22 protein-coding genes and 1 tRNA gene are annotated in these 18402 nt (G+C 59.5%); 8 read left to right on the top strand and 15 right to left on the bottom strand.

Annotated features, from left to right (window positions below; translation table 11 throughout):
- Positions 1–52 precede the first annotated feature (52 nt).
- Complete coding sequence (locus GGQ85_RS06595; RefSeq protein WP_079447168.1) at positions 53–397, bottom strand: DUF1491 family protein; 345 nt, start codon at positions 395–397, stop codon at positions 53–55.
- A gap of 699 nt (positions 398–1096) precedes the next feature.
- On the opposite strand from GGQ85_RS06595, the gene purB reads away from it, so the two are divergent.
- From purB to GGQ85_RS06580, 3 genes are all read left to right on the top strand, one after another.
- Positions 1097–2404, top strand: coding sequence for an adenylosuccinate lyase (gene purB, locus GGQ85_RS06590; protein ID WP_309773859.1), 1308 nt, complete (start codon positions 1097–1099; stop codon positions 2402–2404).
- A gap of 232 nt (positions 2405–2636) precedes the next feature.
- Positions 2637–3245: a PilZ domain-containing protein gene (locus tag GGQ85_RS06585; protein ID WP_079447171.1), complete on the top strand. Its 609-nt coding sequence runs from the start codon at positions 2637–2639 to the stop codon at positions 3243–3245.
- A gap of 446 nt (positions 3246–3691) precedes the next feature.
- Positions 3692–4312 carry a transglutaminase-like cysteine peptidase gene (locus GGQ85_RS06580; protein WP_309773858.1) on the top strand — a complete coding sequence of 207 codons (621 nt, stop codon included), beginning with the start codon at positions 3692–3694 and terminating at the stop codon, positions 4310–4312.
- Between the two features lie 172 nt (positions 4313–4484).
- On the opposite strand, the gene GGQ85_RS06575 is transcribed toward GGQ85_RS06580, so the two are convergent.
- The 3 genes from GGQ85_RS06575 to GGQ85_RS06565 form a co-directional block, all read right to left on the bottom strand.
- Positions 4485–4949: an FKBP-type peptidyl-prolyl cis-trans isomerase gene (locus GGQ85_RS06575; protein WP_079447173.1), complete on the bottom strand. Its 465-nt coding sequence runs from the start codon at positions 4947–4949 to the stop codon at positions 4485–4487.
- 103 nt (positions 4950–5052) lie between these two features.
- A complete protein-coding gene (locus GGQ85_RS06570) occupies positions 5053–5583 on the bottom strand; it encodes a gamma carbonic anhydrase family protein (protein ID WP_309773857.1) in 531 nt (176 codons plus the stop codon).
- A gap of 42 nt (positions 5584–5625) precedes the next feature.
- Positions 5626–5955 carry a DUF6949 family protein gene (locus GGQ85_RS06565; RefSeq protein ID WP_309773855.1) on the bottom strand — a complete coding sequence of 110 codons (330 nt, stop codon included), beginning with the start codon at positions 5953–5955 and terminating at the stop codon, positions 5626–5628.
- A 202-nt stretch (positions 5956–6157) separates the two neighbouring features.
- Between GGQ85_RS06565 and GGQ85_RS06560 the strand changes: the two genes are divergently transcribed.
- On the top strand, positions 6158–6865 hold the full coding sequence (locus tag GGQ85_RS06560; protein ID WP_309773854.1) for a hypothetical protein: 708 nt from the start codon (positions 6158–6160) through the stop codon (positions 6863–6865).
- A 9-nt stretch (positions 6866–6874) separates the two neighbouring features.
- Here GGQ85_RS06560 and GGQ85_RS06555 read toward each other — a convergent pair whose 3' ends face one another.
- A complete protein-coding gene (locus GGQ85_RS06555; protein ID WP_079447176.1) occupies positions 6875–7093 on the bottom strand; it encodes a DUF3126 family protein in 219 nt (72 codons plus the stop codon).
- Positions 7094–7413: 320 nt separating this feature from the next.
- Entirely contained in the window at positions 7414–8244 is an 831-nt protein-coding gene (cysE, locus tag GGQ85_RS06550; RefSeq protein WP_079447178.1) for a serine O-acetyltransferase, read from the bottom strand.
- Positions 8245–8500: 256 nt separating this feature from the next.
- Between cysE and GGQ85_RS06545 the strand changes: the two genes are divergently transcribed.
- Entirely contained in the window at positions 8501–9922 is a 1422-nt protein-coding gene (locus tag GGQ85_RS06545) for a hypothetical protein (RefSeq protein WP_309773853.1), read from the top strand.
- Here the strand turns inward: GGQ85_RS06545 and GGQ85_RS06540 are convergent.
- Positions 9880–10632, bottom strand: coding sequence for an alpha/beta fold hydrolase (locus GGQ85_RS06540; RefSeq protein ID WP_309773885.1), 753 nt, complete (start codon positions 10630–10632; stop codon positions 9880–9882). The two genes, GGQ85_RS06545 and GGQ85_RS06540, sit on opposite strands and share 43 nt — an antisense overlap.
- 56 nt (positions 10633–10688) lie before the next feature.
- Positions 10689–11798: a hypothetical protein gene (locus GGQ85_RS06535; protein ID WP_309773852.1), complete on the bottom strand. Its 1110-nt coding sequence runs from the start codon at positions 11796–11798 to the stop codon at positions 10689–10691.
- A gap of 308 nt (positions 11799–12106) precedes the next feature.
- Here GGQ85_RS06535 and GGQ85_RS06530 point away from each other — a divergent pair, with 308 nt between their 5' ends.
- Positions 12107–12352, top strand: coding sequence for a zinc-finger domain-containing protein (locus tag GGQ85_RS06530; protein WP_079447202.1), 246 nt, complete (start codon positions 12107–12109; stop codon positions 12350–12352).
- A 7-nt stretch (positions 12353–12359) separates the two neighbouring features.
- On the top strand, positions 12360–13568 hold the full coding sequence (locus GGQ85_RS06525) for an FAD-dependent monooxygenase (protein WP_309773851.1): 1209 nt from the start codon (positions 12360–12362) through the stop codon (positions 13566–13568).
- A gap of 52 nt (positions 13569–13620) precedes the next feature.
- Here the strand turns inward: GGQ85_RS06525 and GGQ85_RS06520 are convergent, their stop codons facing one another.
- The 4 genes from GGQ85_RS06520 to GGQ85_RS06505 form a co-directional block, all read right to left on the bottom strand.
- The gene (locus GGQ85_RS06520) at positions 13621–14136 is read right to left on the bottom strand and encodes a twin-arginine translocation pathway signal (protein ID WP_309773850.1); all 516 of its coding nucleotides are present in this window, start codon (positions 14134–14136) and stop codon (positions 13621–13623) included.
- Entirely contained in the window at positions 14133–15389 is a 1257-nt protein-coding gene (locus tag GGQ85_RS06515) for an aminopeptidase (protein WP_309773849.1), read from the bottom strand. The genes GGQ85_RS06520 and GGQ85_RS06515 overlap by 4 nt, the downstream gene beginning before the upstream one ends.
- 45 nt (positions 15390–15434) lie before the next feature.
- Positions 15435–15617 (bottom strand): hypothetical protein, encoded by a 183-nt coding sequence (locus GGQ85_RS06510; RefSeq protein ID WP_079447182.1) that lies wholly within the window; start codon positions 15615–15617, stop codon positions 15435–15437.
- 127 nt (positions 15618–15744) lie between these two features.
- Positions 15745–15833, bottom strand: a tRNA-Leu gene (locus GGQ85_RS06505).
- 155 nt (positions 15834–15988) lie between these two features.
- Here GGQ85_RS06505 and GGQ85_RS06500 point away from each other — a divergent pair.
- Positions 15989–16387 (top strand): hypothetical protein, encoded by a 399-nt coding sequence (locus GGQ85_RS06500; RefSeq protein WP_309773848.1) that lies wholly within the window; start codon positions 15989–15991, stop codon positions 16385–16387.
- 19 nt (positions 16388–16406) lie between these two features.
- Here the strand turns inward: GGQ85_RS06500 and GGQ85_RS06495 are convergent, their stop codons facing one another.
- The 3 genes from GGQ85_RS06495 to gpt form a co-directional block, all read right to left on the bottom strand.
- Positions 16407–17012, bottom strand: coding sequence for a 2-hydroxychromene-2-carboxylate isomerase (locus tag GGQ85_RS06495; RefSeq protein WP_309773847.1), 606 nt, complete (start codon positions 17010–17012; stop codon positions 16407–16409).
- 105 nt (positions 17013–17117) lie between these two features.
- Positions 17118–17747, bottom strand: coding sequence for a hypothetical protein (locus tag GGQ85_RS06490; RefSeq protein ID WP_309773846.1), 630 nt, complete (start codon positions 17745–17747; stop codon positions 17118–17120).
- 62 nt (positions 17748–17809) lie between these two features.
- Positions 17810–18316, bottom strand: coding sequence for a xanthine phosphoribosyltransferase (gene gpt, locus GGQ85_RS06485; RefSeq protein WP_079447225.1), 507 nt, complete (start codon positions 18314–18316; stop codon positions 17810–17812).
- Between the last annotated feature and the right edge of the window lie 86 nt (positions 18317–18402).

Genomic DNA, 18402 nt, shown 5'->3' with positions numbered 1-18402 from the left:
AGTCACAAAGCTGCGGCCCACCGTCGCGGCAACGTCTGGTAAGCTGAATTCATTATTTCGACGCCAGGTCGAGAAAATGCCGCCCTGCTTTGTCTTCGATTTCAACGATCCAGGCATCCGGATCGAATCGAACTTCTCTCTCCAGGCGCTCATCGACCGCCTGCTCGGCGATGGGCTCGGCTGAAGACGGAGCGAATACACGCTCAATGGGACGGCTGTCATCGTATACGGCCTGCGGCGCAGGGCCGTAAAGCATCGCATTGCCGTCGAGAAACGCCAGTTTAACGAAGACAGCGCCGGCCTCATCAGCTCCCCGGCGGCATACCGCTCCGAAAACGCCCTCGGACTGGCAACGGCGCAGGTAGGCGGCGACCCAAATGCTCGATTTCAAACGCATGAGGATGACGATAAGCCGTTCGCGAGAGCGGCGCTAGGGCGTGTGCTCATGAACTCGAACGACCGGCGGACTGTCCGCCTATGCACGCAACCGACTCAAGTCCGACATCGCGTCAGTCCGAAAGGGGCCAATAGCGTTCATTAAGTTACGCATATCACGCGGTTCCAGATCGATCTCAGCGCAATCCCAAGTAAAAGCCCGTTGCGATGAATATCTGGATGAAAATCGTCGCCAAACTTCTTTTGAACCCTGTAAGCGACGGGTAGACGTTTGAGAGATAGACTGCTGAAGACACGAGGTAGATGGCAGCGGCCATCCCAATAACCACGAGGAGATTTGGGCCCTCAGGGTCATTGAAGAATGCAAACATTGTCCTCGAACATGCGACGGCTGTAATCGCCAGAATCAGCAAAGAACTATTTTTGAAGTTAACATGCATGGGGTCGCGTCCCCCGTTTTTGCGCATTGATACGATCATACCGTAGCCGAGGCTATGGCACGAACGCCATGAGGATGACCGCTTTGGATCAGTTGCAGACGGTCCCATGCCGGTCAGACTGTGTCTGCTCTACTTCTTACAAGCGGACGATCCCGGATTTATGAATACACGTCCTGGTTCGACCTTCCACGCACCGTTTGTTTCCTTCCGAGAGCTCTGCTAAAGCGCGGCATAATCCCTGAAAACCTCAAGGATCGTCGATGATTCCTCGTTACACCCGTCCGGAAATGGCTTCGATCTGGGAGCCGCAGACCCGTTTCAAGATCTGGTTCGAGATCGAGGCTCACGCGGCGGACGCCCAGGCCGAACTCGGGGTGATCCCTAAGCAAGCTGCTGAAACCATCTGGGCCAAAGCCAAGGATGCGACGTTCAATGTGGAGCGCATCGACGAGATCGAGCGCGAAACCAGGCACGACGTCATTGCCTTCCTCACTCACCTTGCAGAAATTGTCGGTCCCGAGGCGCGCTTCGTGCATCAGGGCATGACGTCATCGGACGTGCTCGACACATGCTTCAACGTACAACTCACCCGCGCTGCCGACATCCTGATCGCCGACATCGATAAGCTGCTCGGGGCGCTGAAGACCCGCGCGTTTGAACACAAGATGACGCCGACCATCGGCCGTTCGCACGGTATTCACGCCGAGCCCGTGACCTTCGGGCTCAAACTCGCTTACGCCTATGCGGAGTTCACACGCGCCAAGGAACGCCTGACGGCGGCCCGCAAGGAGATCGCGACCTGCGCGATCTCAGGCGCGGTCGGCACCTTCGCCCAGATCGATCCGCGCGTGGAGGAACACGTTGCCCGAGCGATGGGATTAACCCCCGAGCCGGTGTCGACGCAGGTGATCCCGCGTGACCGCCACGCGATGTTTTTCGCCACACTGGGCGTCATCGCCTCCTCGATGGAACGGCTCGCTATCGAAATCCGCCATCTGCAACGCACCGAGGTGCTGGAGGCCGAGGAGTTCTTCTCCGAGGGGCAGAAGGGGTCGTCAGCGATGCCGCACAAGCGCAACCCCGTGCTGACCGAGAACATCACCGGGCTTGCCCGCATGGTGCGCGGCTATGTGACACCGGCCCTGGAGAACGTCGCCCTCTGGCACGAGCGCGACATCTCGCACTCCTCGGCCGAACGCATGATCGGCCCGGACGCCACCGTGACGCTGGACTTTGCGCTCAACCGCCTCGCAAGCGTCATCGACAAGCTGTTGATCTATCCCGCCACCATGCAAAAGAACCTCGACCGGCTTGGCGGGCTCGTGCATTCGCAGCGCGTGCTGATCGCGCTCACCCAAAAAGGCGCGAGCCGCGAAGATGCCTACAAGCTGGTTCAGCGGAACGCCATGCCGGTGTGGCGCGGCGAAGGCGACTTCCAGACGCTTTTGAAGAACGATGCCGATGTGACGAAATATCTCACCGCCGCTGAGATCGCCGAGCAGTTCGACCTCAACTATCACCTCAAGCACATCGATACGATCTTCAAACGGGTGTTCGGAAGTGCGTGAGCGTGCCGCAATCCTCTATCGTAAGCGCGCCAGATATTGCCCCGAGCTCGAAGAAGCGAGCCTTGTCGCGCCTCTCGTAGACGCGGCATGAGCCGTCTTGGTGTCGATCGAAGCCCGTTTGTGCAGTCAGCGTTCGGGCTATACCGCTCAGAAACGCTAACGCCGCGTTAACCCTGACAACCCTAAGGTTTATTCATACCGACTGTTGGTCAACCCGCGGACCGATCGATTTATGGCGTTGGCGCAGAAAATCTCGAACCTGCCGGTTGAGCGCCGGCGATTTCAGCGGGTCAAGATTCACCTGCTGGGTCGCTATATGCTGCCGGATCGGCGCGAATTCCCCTGCCAGGTTATCAACATGTCCCCCGGCGGGCTGGCCATGCTGGCCCCCGGTATCGGCAACGTCGGTGACCGGGTCATCGTCTATCTCGACCACATCGGCCGGGTCGAAGGCAAGATTACCCGGATTATCGACAGCGGGTTCGCCATGAGCGTCAGCGCGACCCCACGCAAACGAGACAAGCTGGCGTCGCAACTCACCTGGCTTGCCAATCGCGACATCCTCAATCTTCCGGAAGATCGCCGCCACGAACGCATCGTGCCGCGCAACCCCATCGCGACCCTCACACTTGAAGACGGCACAAGGCTGACTTGCCGGATCATCGACCTTTCGATGTCGGGGGCCGCCGTCTCGGCCGAAAAACGACCCCCGCTACAGTCCAAGGTCGCACTCGGCAAGGTGCTCGCCCGCGTTGTCCGCAATCTGGAAGAGGGCTTCGCGCTCGAGTTCATTCACGAACAACATCCCGATACTCTGGAAGCCAGCGTCAGCGGCCGGTAAACGGCCATTCTCGGGATTTAATTCTCGGTACTTCCTTTTTTCTCCAGCCAGTGCCCAGTCATGAAAGGAAGGCTTCGCGCTCGAGTTCATTTCACGAGCAACATCCCGACTCTCGAAGATAACGTCACCGCCCGGTAAACGGCCATTCTCGCAAACCCCCGCCTTGCGATCCTCGTTGTCCGCTTCTGCCACGGCAGAAGCTCGCGATCTCAGGGTTAACGGCAGGCGCGTTCCGATGCGGAAACCGCGATTCAATCGGGCTTCAATCGCTAATATCTAAAATTTGAATCGATGATGATCGCTAAAATTTGAGTCAATTTCGATTCAAGTACGGATTCAATTAGCGGCGAACTTTACTCGCATTTGCATCGAATGCACTTTGAGCATTTAGCGCCGGCGCAAATCCTTTGTGCGAAATGTGGTCCCAACAAGAAACGGGGGCCACAATGCTCAACAGGGGTCAGGGAATGGGACTGGCGGTGGTTGGCGCCATCCTGTGGGGAATGGCAACGCCAGCGGGGGCCGCGGAAGCAGAAAAGCTCTATGCGAGTCTCGGCGACACCACACGGGCGCCGATCGGTTGGGTTGAATTCTGCAGCGACAATCCGAAGGAATGCCGCACCGGCGCAACGCAGCCGCGTGATATCGTCTTAACGCCTGACGCCTGGCGCGATCTCCTGAAGGTCAACCGCTGGGTCAACGAAACCGTCAAACCGATGACGGACAAGGATCATTGGGGCGTCGTCGAAAAGTGGTCGCTTCCCACCGACGGCCACGGGGATTGCGAAGACTACGTCCTGTTGAAGCGCAAGATGCTGATCGACGCTGGGTGGCCGCGTGAGGCGTTGCTGGTCACGGTGGTCCGCGACAAGCAGGGCGACGGCCATGCCGTCTTGACCGTTAAAACAGACAAGGGGGAGTTCATTCTCGACAACCAGAATGAAGACGTCCTGGCCTGGATGAAGACCGGCTATCGCTTCATGAAACGACAATCGCAAAGCGACCCCGATGTCTGGGTTGCGCTGGACGATAACCACCCGGCGGTCGCGACGGCCAGTTCTCGATAACAATAAGAGACCCGCGACCCGGTCATACCCCTCCCCGTCCCCAGACCGGCTCGCGCGCGGCCAGCCTTCCCCCAAAAGGCTGGCCGCACCCCTTTTTTAGGAAAGCTTCAGCGCACCCTATAAGGCCAAGAACGGTTCTGTGCGCTACCGCGCGACGGCCGCGCGAAGCGGCTCAGCCTTTCAGGCCGAGCAGCTCGACGTCAAAAATCAACGTTGCATTGGGCGGAATGACACCACCAGCGCCGCGCGCTCCGTAACCGAGCTCCGGCGGAATGATCAGCGTGCGCTTGCCGCCGACCTTCATAGAGGCGACGCCTTCGTCCCAGCCTGCGATCACGCGACGCTTTCCGATTGGAAACTCGAAGGGCTCGTTGCGGTCCACCGAACTGTCGAACTTGTCACCTTTCTGCCCGTCCTTATAGAGCCAGCCGGTGTAATGCATGATGCAAACCTGGCCCGGCTGAGGCGAAGGGCCCTCCCCAACTTTGGTGTCCGTGATCTGCAAACCCGATGCTGTTGTCATGGTTTTCTCCGCGGTTTGGGCCGCTGCTGTGGCCGGAGCATCGATCAGAACGATTCCGCCCGACGCAATCGCAATTGCAAATGTCAAAACGCCCGCACATCGAAACGCCCGCATCGCTGCATTTCTCCAGCCTGTTATCGGCGCCCACATCTAGCCCAAGGAATAAGCGACGACCACGGCTTTTTGCAACTTTCGTCAGCGGGTTCCACCGAGGATTTCAGCCGATTCGCTTCAGGCCCTTTCCGAAGCGCAGGCCGTTCTCGGCGTAGAATTTCGCGCCGCTTCCCATCGCCTCGATCTCGGAAGGTTTAAGCGTGCGGGTCACGCGCGCCGGCGCGCCGACAATGAGAGAGTACTCCGCAAACTGCTTGCCTTCGGTAATGAGCGCGCCCGCGCCGACGATGCAGCCGCGACCGACCCGCGCGCCGTTCATGACGATCGAACCCATACCGATCAGCGCACCATTTTCGATGGTGCAGCCGTGCAGAATAACGTTATGGCCGATCGTGCAGTTGCTTCCTATCGTCAGCGGAAATCCCTCGTCGGTATGGCAGGTGCACCCGTCCTGAACGTTGGAACCCTCTCCAACTTCGATCCATTCGTTATCGCCGCGCAGCACCGCACCGAACCACACGCTCGCATTGTCGCGGAGGCGAACCCTGCCGATTACCGCGGCGGTTTCGGCGATGAAATAGCGCCCGCTTTCCGGCAGGTCGGGCACCTGCCCATCGAGTTCGTAAATCGCCATCACGCCTCCTGCCAGCTAGCGGCGACAGTGCCACGGCGGCGCTTAGGCGAGCAACCCGACCGCCTTCAGCGTCATGACCACGCAGGTACCAGACATCAGGCTCCAGAAACCCGCGATCACGGTCGCCATCATGACGAACTCAAAACGGCGCCGCTCGATGCGTCGTCCGCGAAGTGTATTGCGCATGATGATGAAGGGCGCAGCGAAGACCAGGAACGGCACCGCAGCAAATGCCCTGGCAACAACACCCTGCTGCAGCAATCCGAAGCCGGCGGGGCGTTTGACGAACGCCTGATAACCGCTGGCGAGCGCGCCCGCGATGGCGAATCCGATGCACAGGGAAAAGAAGGAATTCAACGCATCCGGCGACATCGAAAAGGGCATCCGTTCATGATTACGGCGTTCCCTCCTTCGCAAAATGCCGCTTGCCTCGCCACCTTATCCTTAAGAAAGGGTTAACGCGACGCACGCGCACCAACCTTGCGCGCCGGCACAGTACGGCTGACCTCGCATGCAAACTCCACATTGCGTGGCATAGTCGCGGCTGATTCGTCCTTTCGGAAATGTCCGTCGCATGGCCATGCTGTCGTCCGCCCCGCGCCGGTCGCGCGGGAAACCGCCGGCCGGTCATCTGATCCCGCTACTCGCAGCCGTGATGATCGCGATGCCCGCGATCACTGCAGTCGCCTATTTGTTGTGGCCAACCTGGACTCCCAAAGCGCCTGACAACAATGAGCGATTGCCGGTCAGCATCGGGCAAACCGTGTTCAATGTGCCGAAGCGCGCCTTCCGTGTGAAAATTCAGAGACATTCGGGGCCGCAGGAGCGCATCGATCTGAATTTTCTCTATCCTTCGCTTGCAACGCCGGATGCGCCGAGACATGTCACCGCCGAGACCGTCGAAGATGGACCGCAGCCGATCGACCGCGTCTTCCTGTCGATTGCCGCCCATCACGATTCGCTGGCACCGGATATCCTCGTGCGTACCATCTATCCGCGTTATCTTGATGCCACTCACACACCGTCTCAGGACGGACTATCGATACGTGCATTCCGCGACGGAACGCCGTATGCGGGCGAAGATCTGCTCATAGCGCAGATGCCCGCGCTAGTGGCGCGATGTACCCGCGATGCTATGACGCCGGGCATGTGCCTGAGCGAACGCCGGATCGGGAGCGCCGACCTGACGTTCCGCTTTCCACGTCAATGGCTAACAGAATGGCGCGACGTTGCCGGTGCGATGGAGCAGCTCGTGCAGCAACTACACCCGCTGCAAAACTAGCTTCGACAATTAACCGACGTCGGCCAAATCCTCCTCAAGAATAGCCATCTGAAACTGAAACGAGCGATCGTCGTCCTCGTCATCAACGAATAGCACGCCAATAAACTCCTCGCCGATATAAACCTCGGCCGAGTCGTCCTTCTTTGGACGCGGCACCACTCGAATCCTGGGGTTGCCGAACACACGCTTGAGGTAGGCGTCGAGTTTCCTGACTTCCTGAACGTTCACGGCAGTCTCCAGATGTGAGGGTTCGCAGGGTTCTAGAGTCTCATTCAACTCCGCAGAGTTCTGACTCCGGGGTCCGATCAGCTGCGTTGAATAAACTTTGTTTAAATCTTTGGATTGAGCACGATCTTGTCCGAAACCGGTTTCCACTTTGCGCCGGCATGGCCCTTCAGGTTGGGATCATGCTCCGGGCTATATACTTTTAATCACGCATTATCTCGTCCGAAAATCGATTCCTATTTTCGGGTCGTCGGTGTTTGCAGCCAAGTTCGCCGCTGCACTGCGCCTCCGCGAACTTCAGATTCGAAAGAGCGCTGGCAAGCTTATGATTCTGGTGTCGCATTCAGCATCTGGTTCATCGTGCGCGAGGGCTCCGAGCAGCCGGCCGGACCGACCGTTCTGGCTGGGACGCCTGCGACGGTGACATTGTGCGGCACCGGTTTCACGACGACCGATCCGGCCGCGATGCGCGCGCAATGTCCGACCTCAATGTTGCCAAGGATTTTCGCGCCGGCGCCGATCATTACGCCGTGGCGGATCTTCGGATGGCGGTCCTCATTTTCCTTGCCGGTACCACCGAGCGTCACGCCATGCAGGATCGACACGTCGTCCTCAATGACCGCGGTCTCACCGACGACGAAGCCGGTCGCATGATCGAGGAAAATTCCACGGCCGATTTTGGCGGCGGGGTTGATGTCGACCTGGAACACCGAGGAAGAACGGCTCTGCAGGTAATAAGCAAAATCCTTGCGGCCTTTCTTTTGGAGCCAGTGCGCGAGGCGGTGGGTCTGGATGGCATGAAAGCCTTTGAAGTAGAGCAGCGGATCGATGAACCGCGACGTCGCGGGGTCGCGGTCGAACACCGCCACCAGATCGGCGCGGAACGCGTTGCCGATATCGGGATCGTCGCGGAGCGCCTCATCGAAGGTCTGGCGGATCAGGTCGCCTGACAAGGCCGAATGGTCCAGCCGCCCTGCGACGCGATGCACCACCGCAGCCTCAAGCCGATCATGATGAAGAACGGAGGAATAGATAAAGGCCGCCAGCTCAGGTTCGCGGCGAACGATGTCTTCGGCCTCGCTGCGGATGCGATCCCAGATCGGATCGAGCGCAGCAAGTTTCGGATTCTGCGAATTGACGTGCTGGATCGCCATGGTCGTCTCGCAACCTCGATTTTGCCCCGCAGTTTAACATGTTGCGGGGTCGTTGTCCTTGATGTTCAGAGAATATTCATTTAGCCCGTCTAGGGTTAACCGATCTAAGGGCTTGAATCTTCGTACTATATTCGGTCCCTGAGAGAGGCCCGGCGCCACCAAACGGATCGGAAATCTTCATCGTTCAGGCCAACGTCGGACTAATTTACGTCAAATAAATTATGCATGTGCGACGAAACACTCAATAGGCGGAATGATGCGCCGCCCACCGGAGAACACGTCCATTTCGACCCCGGTCTTACACACGCGTGACGCGGAAATACCGTGGGGCTGGATCGCGGCCGTCGTCATTCCCGTACTTTTGCTCGCTCCAGCGATCTGGAACGGCTATCCGCTGCTTCAATATGATACGGGCGGCTATCTGGCGCGATGGTATGAAGGCCATCTCGAGATCAGCCGTTCGAACGCTTATGGCATCTACCTTCATTTGGGACAGGGCTCGTACTTCTGGATCAATTTGGTATGCCAGGCGCTGCTGACGCTGTGGATCCTGCATTTGACCTTGCGCGTGCTCAACATGGCGCAGCCATTGCGGCTTCTCGCAATCGCCCTGATCCTCATCACGGCCACCGCGCTACCGTGGCTCGCCAGCATGCTGCTAACCGACATTTTCGCGGGGCTGGCGGTGCTCGCGCTCTACATCCTCGTGGTGCATAACGGCAAGCTTTCGATCGTCGAGAAGATCTCGCTGTTTCTGTTTACGTCCTTCGCGGCGGCGAGCCACACAGCGACGTTCGGGGTCCTGTTGGGACTGTGTTGTGCGGGATGGATCGTCAAGCCATTACTCGGCCCAAGGCTTCAGATCACAGGGCTGGTTCAGGGTTCCCTGACGATCCTTGCCGGCGCGGCCATGCTGCTGGCTGCCAATGTCTTTTTGACAGGCCGGCTTGCCTGGACGCCCGGTGGCGCCTCCGTCTCGTTCGGACGCATGATGCAGGACGGCATCGTCGCACGCTATCTCAACGACCACTGCGACAAGATCAAGTTGAAGCTCTGCCCCTACCGCGATCAACTGCCGGCAACAGCGGATGATTTCCTTTGGGGCAATGACACCATATTCGACAAACTCGGCCGCTTCGAGGGGATGAACGGCGAGATGGAATTCATCGCCACGCACGCACTGGTCGCCTACCCTCTCTGGCAGGCCGAAGCTGCGGCCGAAGCAACGGCAGAGCAACTCGTGGAAGTCAGCACCGGCGAAGGCAATACCGGATGGATCCCGCACACCTACGGCATCATCGAACGCTATTTGCCAGAGCAGGTGAAGGCTATGCGCGCCGCGCAGCAGCAGCACTGGAATATCAAATTCACGGCCATTAACTGGATTCACGTCCCGGTCGCGCTCGCCTCGATGCTGTTGCTAGCCGCAATAGCCCTGGCGGCGTTATGGCGGCGGCGTATCGACGACGTCGAACTTCTTGCAGCGACGGTTTGCGTGGCATTGCTCGGTAACGCGTTTATCTGCGGCGTTATATCAGGCCCCCACGACCGCTACGGCGCGCGCATGGTCTGGATCGCGACGTTCGTGGTGCTGATCGCGGCGGCGAGATTCCTCGCCGATCGCTACGGTTGGCTTCACGGCCGGCGTGACAGAAATCTCAGCACGCCTTCCTTGTAGACCTTGTCTCCCACAGCACGCATGTGGTCTCGGTTGGGAATATTCAACACCTCCGCACCGGGGATCACGTCCGCGAGTTCCTGCGCCGATCCTGCGATCTCGTCTTTCGTGCCGACCGCTATCAGCGTTGGCACCTCGATGCCGGCGACTTCAGCTTCCGTCATCAGCCGCCGTGATCCGCGCAAACACGCCGCCAGGGCGCGTCGATCAGATCGGGTCTGATCGGCAAAGACCCGGAACGTCCGGCCGAACGGATCGGTCACGTCATCCAGCGACGGTGCCTCCAGCGCCCTGGCTACGCTTTCGCCCGGACCGCCCCCCTTGATCAGTCCGATACCCAGACCGCCGAAAATTCCGGAGCGCACCCGTTCAGGCCGGGTCCGCGCCAGAATTCCCATCATCCTGGCGCCGAGCGAATATCCCATGACGTCCGCGCGCGCGATGGCAAGATGATCCATCAGCGCCGTGATGTCGCTCGCCATCGTGCCGATGTGATAGTCTTCCGGATCGTAGAGCTTGCTGGAATCGCCGTGGCCGCGGTTGTCAAACGCGATTGTCCGAAATCCGTTTTTGCGCAATTCCGACACCCAGGTCGGATACACCCAATTCACGTTCTTGCTCGACGCAAAGCCGTGCACAAGAACGATGGGATCGCCATCGCCCTCGTCGAGGTAGGCAATTTCAACATTGCCGTGATGAAAGCTCGGCATCAGCGCTTCCGTGATCTGGATGGAGACGGGATGGCTAGCAACGATCGATGAGACGTTTACGTCGGCGACGGCGCGGCGGACAGCCGGCGCAGACGCCTGATTTTTGAACGTTGCAGCCATGAGAGCGTCAGGCGCTCGGTCGTGGCCTTGATCGATGACAGAAAACCAAACAGCGCGAACACCGCGCTAAGCACCCACATCGCCAGATTGAACGCGCCGGTCGTGAGTAGCAGCGCACTCCGGCCCAGAATCTTGATGATGGCGCGGGTCTGTCCGCCTTTGGCCTCGGCGAGCCGCACAGCGCGGGTGACATCTTTTGGCCCTTGAGCGATCCGCAACATGTCGAGCGCGCCGCGCGTCCCGGTCTTTTCACCGATGCGGCCAACATCCTTGGCGAGCCGCACCAGTCCGCCGGCCTTCTCGGCGCGGATCGCGGCCCTGATCGCGACGGCTGTCTGACGCGGCCGCGCCAGCGACCCCGCAGCGACCGCATTTTGCAGTTGCCGCATGTCGACCATCTCGCGCGCCGAACGACCTGCCCATCGGCTCAGACCTTCACCGAGCCGCCCAGCCTTCCTGGCATCCTTAACAAGCGTCAGTCCGACTCGGGCCGGTGCTGCGCCGCCAACGGTCACGAAGGTGGCCCCCGTCACGACGACGCCTGCCGCGGCGAGCCCCAGCAGCAGCCGGTCGGCATCCTCGCCCATCGCCAGATGCCTGCCCTCCCGCACGATGTCCCGGACATCACCAAATACGCAAAGGTCGCCGGTGAGCGTGCCCGAAAGACTGGCCCCGTCGACGGCATTGCCTGTGACAAGCCCAGAGAAGAATCTCGTTGCGATACCTTGGCTGGAATTTTCTTCTCCGACGGCCTTGGTGACGCGTTGAGACAGTTTGTCCGGGATCGGCATTCCCTTGGCCGCCGCAAGATCGACGAAGCTGTTTGCAAGATCTGGATCCTGCGCCGCTAGCGCCGCCTCGACGTTCCGCCCGATCAGCGCAGGATCGTTTCGAAGTGCGGATTCCAGCTGAAGATCGGCAAGCTGCACGGGGTCATCCTGCGCGATCAGCATGGCGCCGGCATCCGTGGCGCGTGGCAACAACACAGCGAACGCTGTTGCACACACCGCGGCTGCCGTTATCGCGCTGCCAATTTGCCGTCGCATGCCGCCTTTCAAGCACAGCTTTTCCGATCAAAAAAGGACTTCTCTCAAACGACAGGAATATGTCGAATTTGCATGGATAACGGACTGCCAAAATTTGCAAATCTGTTTCCGGCGAGCGCTGTTTTCGAGCGACATGGATCACGGTCCGCGTGAAGAAAACGCGTCAAAACAACAATCTAGAGCTTAGCTTCTGATTCAATCAAAAGCGAAAATGCTCTAGGAATTCGAAGCGCCGGCCAGTATGGTGCCGCGCGATCTCGTTGCGTTATGGGCGCGTCAATGTCTCGCAACGACTTGAGGTGGAAAGCATGTCTGATCACGTAGTCCCCCACTTCCATAACGATTCCGGCGTCGCCGTTATTGAAATCGGCTCGCAGGAATTCATGTGCGTCGGGGCCAATCCACCATTCGATCATCCGCACGTCTTTCTTGATCTCGGCAACGATAGCGAAGTCATCTGCCCGTATTGCTCGACACTGTACCGTTTCGCGGCCGATCTCGGCGCCGGACAGTCCCGTCCCCCAGAGTGCGTGGTAAGGGACAAGGCGGCCTGATCCGCCTGTGACACGGTCACGGTCACGCACCGTCGTTGTCGCCGGCGCCGGAATCGGAGGCTTGACGGCATCGCTTGCGCTGGCGGCGAAGGGTTGTCGTGTCCTTATCATCGAAACCGCTGAACGCCTCGAAGGGGTCGGCGCGGGGCTGCAACTTTCGCCGAACGCAACCCGCGTCCTGATCGAACTCGGCTTGCATGCGCGGCTATCCGCCCGCGCGCTCGCGCCAGAAGCTGTCAGCATCATGAGTGCGCGGCACGGCGGCGAGATCTGCCGTATCCCGCTTGGCGAGACAGCCGCGTTGCGCGCCGGCGCGCCCTATTGGGTGATGCATCGCGCCGACCTGCAGGCCGCGCTGCTGGAACAGGTTCACGACCATCCTGATATCGAATTGCGTCTCGGCGCCAGGGTTGAAGACGCAGCCGCGTTCGCTATCGGCGCCAAGGCAACTGTATGCGACGATACGGCTGGCGCTCAGGAGACCGCGTGGGCGCTTATAGGCGCCGACGGCGTGTGGTCCGCTTTGCGCAGTCGGCTTTTTCCGGACGCTGCTCCGCTGTTTTCCGGCCTAATTGCGTGGCGCGGGACCGTGGAGGCAGCACAGTTGCCGCACGACATGACCGCGCCGCGCATACAGCTCTGGATGGGTCCGGATGCGCATCTCGTGACATATCCGATGTCAGGCGGGGACCAGATCAACTTGATCGCAATCGTGCCGGGCGGCTGGAATCAGCCCGGCGGGAACGCTGCCGGAGATAGTGCGGATATCAAACGCACGTTCGCACAAGCGCACTGGCCTGAACCGGCGCACGTGATGATCGACGCCGTGAACCGCTGGCACAAATGGGCGCTGTTCACAATTCCGCCGATGGCTGCGTGGCACCGCGATACAACCGCCCTGCTCGGCGATGCAGCCCATGCGATGCTGCCGTTCGTTGCACAGGGTGCGGGTATGGCGATCGAGGATGCCGCGGTTCTGGCGCAGTGTCTCGGCGAAGCCGCGAACGAAAACGCCGAGGGCGTCGCGGCTGCACTTGCGCGTTATACCAGGCTGCGTCGCGCGCGCGTTGCGCGTGTCCAAGAGACCGCACAACTGAATGGGCGAATCTACCATCTCCGAGGTGTCGCCGCTTTGGCGCGCGATCTTGCCATCAGGGCGATGGGACCGCAGCGTATGCTGGCGCGTCAGGAGTGGATCTATAGCTGGCAGCCCTGAACCGAGCGGACTCTGGCTCATCGCTGTCCGTCGTTGGGCCGATCGTCGGAGATCATTTAACGGCGCCGTCGGAGCGCCTCGGTGCAACGCGGGGCTCGCTCGCCGGCGTCTGCTGCGCGGTCGAAGCCGCGTCACACCCGTTCCGTCGCCACGTTTCGTCGGCAAGTTTAGCCGAGGCACGAGTGGTAATGTAGTCGTTGCGATACGCTACTTCGGCAACGGCGGCACCCGCGACACCCGTATGAGCCTTTTCGATCAACCCCTGCAACGTTGCCGTGCGCACCGCCAGAGATTTGCGCTGCGCATCAAGCTGCGGGCAATCATAGAGATCATACGTCGCGGGATCGACGAATGCGCCCGAGACGGCACCGTCGCCGAGATTGGCGCAACCGCCAAGACCGCCGCCCATGATCAGCACAGTAATGAACACGGGTAACCGCCGACGACGGCCGATCCGGTTGGGCATTGTTCCCCATTCAAGCCGAGCCAAGCGCCCGCCGAACTGCCAAAAAGCACCGGCTCGTGACGCCATTGAGGCCGCTCGTGCGATCAGGCGTTGGCGGTTCACGCCCACTCGCCCTTGCGAAAGACTGGGACACGACTGCCGTCGCTGCTGATGCCATCAATATCGGTCTCGCCTGACCCGATCATCCAGTCGATGTGAATGAAGCTCTTGTTGCCGCCTTGCGCCGCGATCTGCTCCGGCGACAGCTTCTCGCCATCGACGAAGCACTTCGAATAGCATTGGCCGAGTGCGATGTGGCACGCCGCGTTCTCGTCGAACAATGTGTTATAGAATAACAAGCCGCTTTTCGAAATCGGCGAGGAATGCGGCACCAACGCGACCTCTCCGAGCCGCCGCGCGCCCTCATCCGTATCCAGCACCTTGTTGAGCACGTCGGCGCCGCGCGACGCCTTGGCCTCGACGATGCGACCCTGCTCGAAGCGGACGGCGATCTCGTCTATCAATGTGCCTTGATACGACAGCGGCTTAGTGCTTCGGACGTGCCCCTCGACCCGCAATGCATGAGGCGTGGTAAAAACCTCCTCGGTCGGGATATTCGCGTTGAAAACGATGCCATTATTGGCCGCGGAAGCGCCGCCCACCCATTCATGGCCGTCGGCCAGGCCAACCGTGAGGTCGGTGCCTGGCCCGGAGTAATGCAGAGCATGAAAGCGCTGGCTATTGAGCCAATCTGTGCGCTGGCGCAGGGCCGCGTTGTGTGCGGTCCAGTTCGCGATCGGATCATCGTTGTCGACGCGCGAGGCGGAGAAAATCGCGTCCGCAAGTTTCGCCACCGCGCCGTCTACGCTGTCATCCGGAAACATCAATCTTGCCCACGCTGTACCCGGATAAGCGACGATATTCCAGTTGATGTCAAAACCGACAATCTTCTCAAGCGCCGGCTGGTAGGCCATGGAATTCGCCTTGTTGGCGCGGGCGACTTTCGCTGCATCCTCACCCGACAGCAGCATCGGATTGTCGCCGACCACGGCGAGCCGCGCGGTGTTGGCCGCGAATGCTTTCGCCATGCCCTCATAGAGCCAGCTGGCGGCACGATCGAAACTCGCGTCCGGCCCGAACCTGTAGCGTGACAACGTGATGTCGTCATCGGAGAAAAATGGCGTCACCAGCCCCGCCCCTGCCTTGTAGGCATGTTCGGCGATCCGCCGCACCAGAGGCAGCGCCACCGCGGGCGCGGTGATTAAAAGATCCTGTCCCGGCGCAAGTTGCAGGCCGACCTTGACCGCGACTTCCGCGAGACGATCCAGCTTCACCGGATCGATCGGCGTAACGATATGACGCTGATGCTGGGTCATGCGAGCTTATCCTAAGCAACAGAGCGGCCTGATTAGGGCCGCGGACTAACTATCAGGCGTCGTTTTGAAACGCCCGACCAAGCGCTCCCCGTCCCATATTTCCACGTGACGAACGCCCACTATTTTCTTTGCAGCTTCGATCGCCTGAGCGTCATCCGCTTTCACTATGAGCGTGTCGCTCTGGATGTGGCCCTTGTCGTTGAGGATGTAGACTCGATAATCGGTCACCTGTCCTATCTCCAGATTTTCGCTGTCACCGGTGCGCTTACGGGCAGAGTAAAATTTCGCCAGCCATCGATCCCCTGCCCCTCACCGGGCGTCCTTCTTTCAGCAGAGCCAACGCGGGTCTAAGAAGTGGTGCCCCCAACCCGAGTCGAACGGGTACGTCCCTGACGGGACTACAGATTTTAAGTCTGTTGCGTCTACCAGTTTCGCCATGGGGGCAGTGATTTGAGTCCCTTGCGTTTACCGATTCCGCCATGCCTGTGCGCTTTCTTTTCAAACACTTAGTGGGGAAATGCAATGGCGGTATTGCAAAACAGCTCGCGCGTTCTGCAAATGCGTTCACTCGGTGATGAAATGAGGCAGGAGACGAACCCATGATCCCAACCGACGATGTGACCAACCTGGTGGAGCGGTTGCGGCAAGACGCCGAGATGCTCAAGGACGGCTACCAGAGCAACCTCACCGAGCTTTGGCACGGCGTCGTCGTGAAGGATGCCGCAAAAGCTTGTGAAGCAGCTGCCGACCTCATCGAAGCCCAGATCCAGGCACTGAGCAATGCCAAAGCGGAATGGGATGCATTGGATCAATCTCACCGATCTATCGGCGAGCAACTTGGCCACGAAGGAAGGCGTCGCATCGCCGCCGAAACCAGGCTGAAGGAGGCCGAGAAGGTGATCGAGTTGGTCGCAGCGATGCGAATTAACAACTCCGAGCAGATTCGACTGGTTACGCGCGCTCGCACGTTTCTCGCTCCAACGGAGAAGCAAAAATAACAAAAAAGCGTCGCGGGTGTTACGCAGCGCTCTTTCGTTGCAGCGCCTCGCGGACAAGCGGCAGGCGGTCGTTGCCGAAATACATATCGGTCTTGCTAAGAAAGATCGTCGGCGATCCGAACGCGCCACGCGTGATCGCCTCGTCGGTATTAGCCTTGAGTTCGTTCTTGATGCCTTCATCTCCAATGCCGGTCAGAAGCTTTTCAGGATCGATGTCGAGGGACCTGCAAATCTCGGCCAGAACCGGCTCACGCGAAATGTCCTTGTCATCGCGCCAATAGGCTTCAAACACCGATCTGGCGAACGGCACCATCGCGTCGTTGCCAAGCCAGAGACAGCCGCGCATGGCTTTGATGCTGTTTACGGGGAACACAGTCGGCGGTATCTTGATCGCAAGTCCCGCCAACCGCGCCCAATCCGCGAGATCTTTCTTCATGTAGCGAACCTTCGCCGCCACCGGATTTTCCCGCGAGGCATAGACGCTCGGGTTGATGGCATTGAATATTCCGCCGACCAAAACCGGCCGCCACGAAATCTGCTCACCGAACTCCTTTGCCAGCGGCTGGATGTTGTGGAAAGCGAGATAGGTCCAGGGACTGGAGCAATCGAAGAAGAATTCGATCATGGACTGCTTCCTTTATTTTCGTGCCACGGCTTGGCCCGACCATCCCTGTCTTGTCAACTATGGCTCAAGATCAACGTGAAGGCGGACACGATGTCACAACATTGATCAATGGGATTGAATCGTCACACTTTCATGCAGCTTCACACGATAGCCGGCCTGCAATGCGCGCATGGTGGATGGTGGCGTGATCAACCGGGGGCCTGCAAGCGGCAAGCTCGCCTCGCAATAGCCATCAAAGCTCCACAGCAACGGTCGTGCACCCACAATCAAATAATTTTGTTCACCCGCGCGCACCATCGCTCCGTCCGGCAATTCGTTGAGCGGCATCGAAAGCGAATGCAGTCGCTTCGTGCGGCCGTCGAGCCGTTCCATGTGAAGAACTGCGTCTATTGAAGGCGCTGACGCATCGCGGGCGCGATTGCCTCGTTTCCACGCGGCACGAAACGCATTTGCATCCGCGCGCCGGCAATGGAAGCACGGGCGATGTCCTGCCGCGAACGCTGTCGCCTCATCGAGAAAGAACAACTCGGTCCAGCTTCGCGTCGCCATCACATCACGGCGGCGGCCACGAAACTCGCAGACACAGACGATCCACGCCTTGGTGGTCCAGCGCCGCTTCAGCAGCGTCCGAGTCGCCGGATCGTGAATGATTCCACGGTTGCCGGTGAAGGCGCCGCGCTGCGACACCGCGACAATGTCGCCTGAAGGCATGACACGGTTTTGCAAAGGATGCATGAACCTTTCGAACCATGACGTGAGTTTTCTTGACCTGTTGCCGGCGAGAACGATGAAGAATTCTATGCTGCGCCGTCACGCAACGGCGGGGCGAAGGCAAGGTCGAGATCCCACGGGAAATAAATCCAGGTGTCCTGCGAAACCTCGGTGATAAACGTGTCAACCAACGGTTTGCCGAGGGGCTTGGCGTAGACGGTAGCGAAATGTGCGTCCGGAATCATGCTCCGCACGACTCGCGCTGTAGCGCCGGTATCGACAAGATCGTCGACAATCAGAAGATCCTTGCCGGTGCCGCCGCCGAGTTTCGCGGTCGCATCTGAGATGCCTTTCAGCACTTTCAGTTCGCCTTTGCGGATATGGTCGTAGCTTGTGACACACACCGTGTCGATCACGCGGACGCCGAGTTCGCGCGCCACGATCGCTGCCGGGACGAGACCACCGCGGGTGATCGCGACCACTGCATGGAAGGGTCCTGTCTCGTTCAGCCGCCAGGTCAGCGCGCGGCAGTCACGATGAAACTGGTCCCAGGACACCGGAAAAGCCTTGTTGGGCGTTTTGTTAGCAGTCACTTGTTGGTTTCCGTCACAAGTCTTTTTGCAAGAGCAGAAATCTCGCTCATCATATCCAGAATTTTTGGTCTGAGTGCGAGAGGCCA

The sequence above is a fragment of the Nitrobacter vulgaris genome, from assembly GCF_031453995.1.
Lineage (GTDB): Bacteria > Pseudomonadota > Alphaproteobacteria > Rhizobiales > Xanthobacteraceae > Nitrobacter > Nitrobacter vulgaris.
This window is presented reverse-complemented; position numbering and strand designations above follow the sequence as displayed.

What these genes read in the sequence shown, in the direction of transcription:
- GGQ85_RS06585 (WP_079447171.1), top strand. Translation starts at nt 2,637, where the DNA reads ATGGCGTTGGCGCAGAAAATCTCGAACCTGCCGGTTGAGCGCCGGCGA.
- GGQ85_RS06580 (WP_309773858.1), top strand. Translation starts at nt 3,692, where the DNA reads ATGCTCAACAGGGGTCAGGGAATGGGACTGGCGGTGGTTGGCGCCATC.
- GGQ85_RS06545 (WP_309773853.1), top strand. Translation starts at nt 8,501, where the DNA reads ATGCGCCGCCCACCGGAGAACACGTCCATTTCGACCCCGGTCTTACAC.
- GGQ85_RS06535 (WP_309773852.1), bottom strand. Translation starts at nt 11,798, where the DNA reads ATGCGACGGCAAATTGGCAGCGCGATAACGGCAGCCGCGGTGTGTGCA.
- GGQ85_RS06570 (WP_309773857.1), bottom strand. Translation starts at nt 5,583, where the DNA reads ATGGCGATTTACGAACTCGATGGGCAGGTGCCCGACCTGCCGGAAAGC.
- GGQ85_RS06495 (WP_309773847.1), bottom strand. Translation starts at nt 17,012, where the DNA reads ATGATCGAATTCTTCTTCGATTGCTCCAGTCCCTGGACCTATCTCGCT.
- GGQ85_RS06560 (WP_309773854.1), top strand. Translation starts at nt 6,158, where the DNA reads ATGGCCATGCTGTCGTCCGCCCCGCGCCGGTCGCGCGGGAAACCGCCG.
- GGQ85_RS06515 (WP_309773849.1), bottom strand. Translation starts at nt 15,389, where the DNA reads ATGACCCAGCATCAGCGTCATATCGTTACGCCGATCGATCCGGTGAAG.
- GGQ85_RS06500 (WP_309773848.1), top strand. Translation starts at nt 15,989, where the DNA reads ATGATCCCAACCGACGATGTGACCAACCTGGTGGAGCGGTTGCGGCAA.
- cysE (WP_079447178.1), bottom strand. Translation starts at nt 8,244, where the DNA reads ATGGCGATCCAGCACGTCAATTCGCAGAATCCGAAACTTGCTGCGCTC.
- GGQ85_RS06595 (WP_079447168.1), bottom strand. Translation starts at nt 397, where the DNA reads ATGCGTTTGAAATCGAGCATTTGGGTCGCCGCCTACCTGCGCCGTTGC.
- GGQ85_RS06530 (WP_079447202.1), top strand. Translation starts at nt 12,107, where the DNA reads ATGTCTGATCACGTAGTCCCCCACTTCCATAACGATTCCGGCGTCGCC.
- GGQ85_RS06575 (WP_079447173.1), bottom strand. Translation starts at nt 4,949, where the DNA reads ATGCGGGCGTTTCGATGTGCGGGCGTTTTGACATTTGCAATTGCGATT.
- GGQ85_RS06490 (WP_309773846.1), bottom strand. Translation starts at nt 17,747, where the DNA reads ATGCATCCTTTGCAAAACCGTGTCATGCCTTCAGGCGACATTGTCGCG.
- GGQ85_RS06540 (WP_309773885.1), bottom strand. Translation starts at nt 10,632, where the DNA reads ATGCCGAGCTTTCATCACGGCAATGTTGAAATTGCCTACCTCGACGAG.
- purB (WP_309773859.1), top strand. Translation starts at nt 1,097, where the DNA reads ATGATTCCTCGTTACACCCGTCCGGAAATGGCTTCGATCTGGGAGCCG.
- GGQ85_RS06565 (WP_309773855.1), bottom strand. Translation starts at nt 5,955, where the DNA reads ATGTCGCCGGATGCGTTGAATTCCTTCTTTTCCCTGTGCATCGGATTC.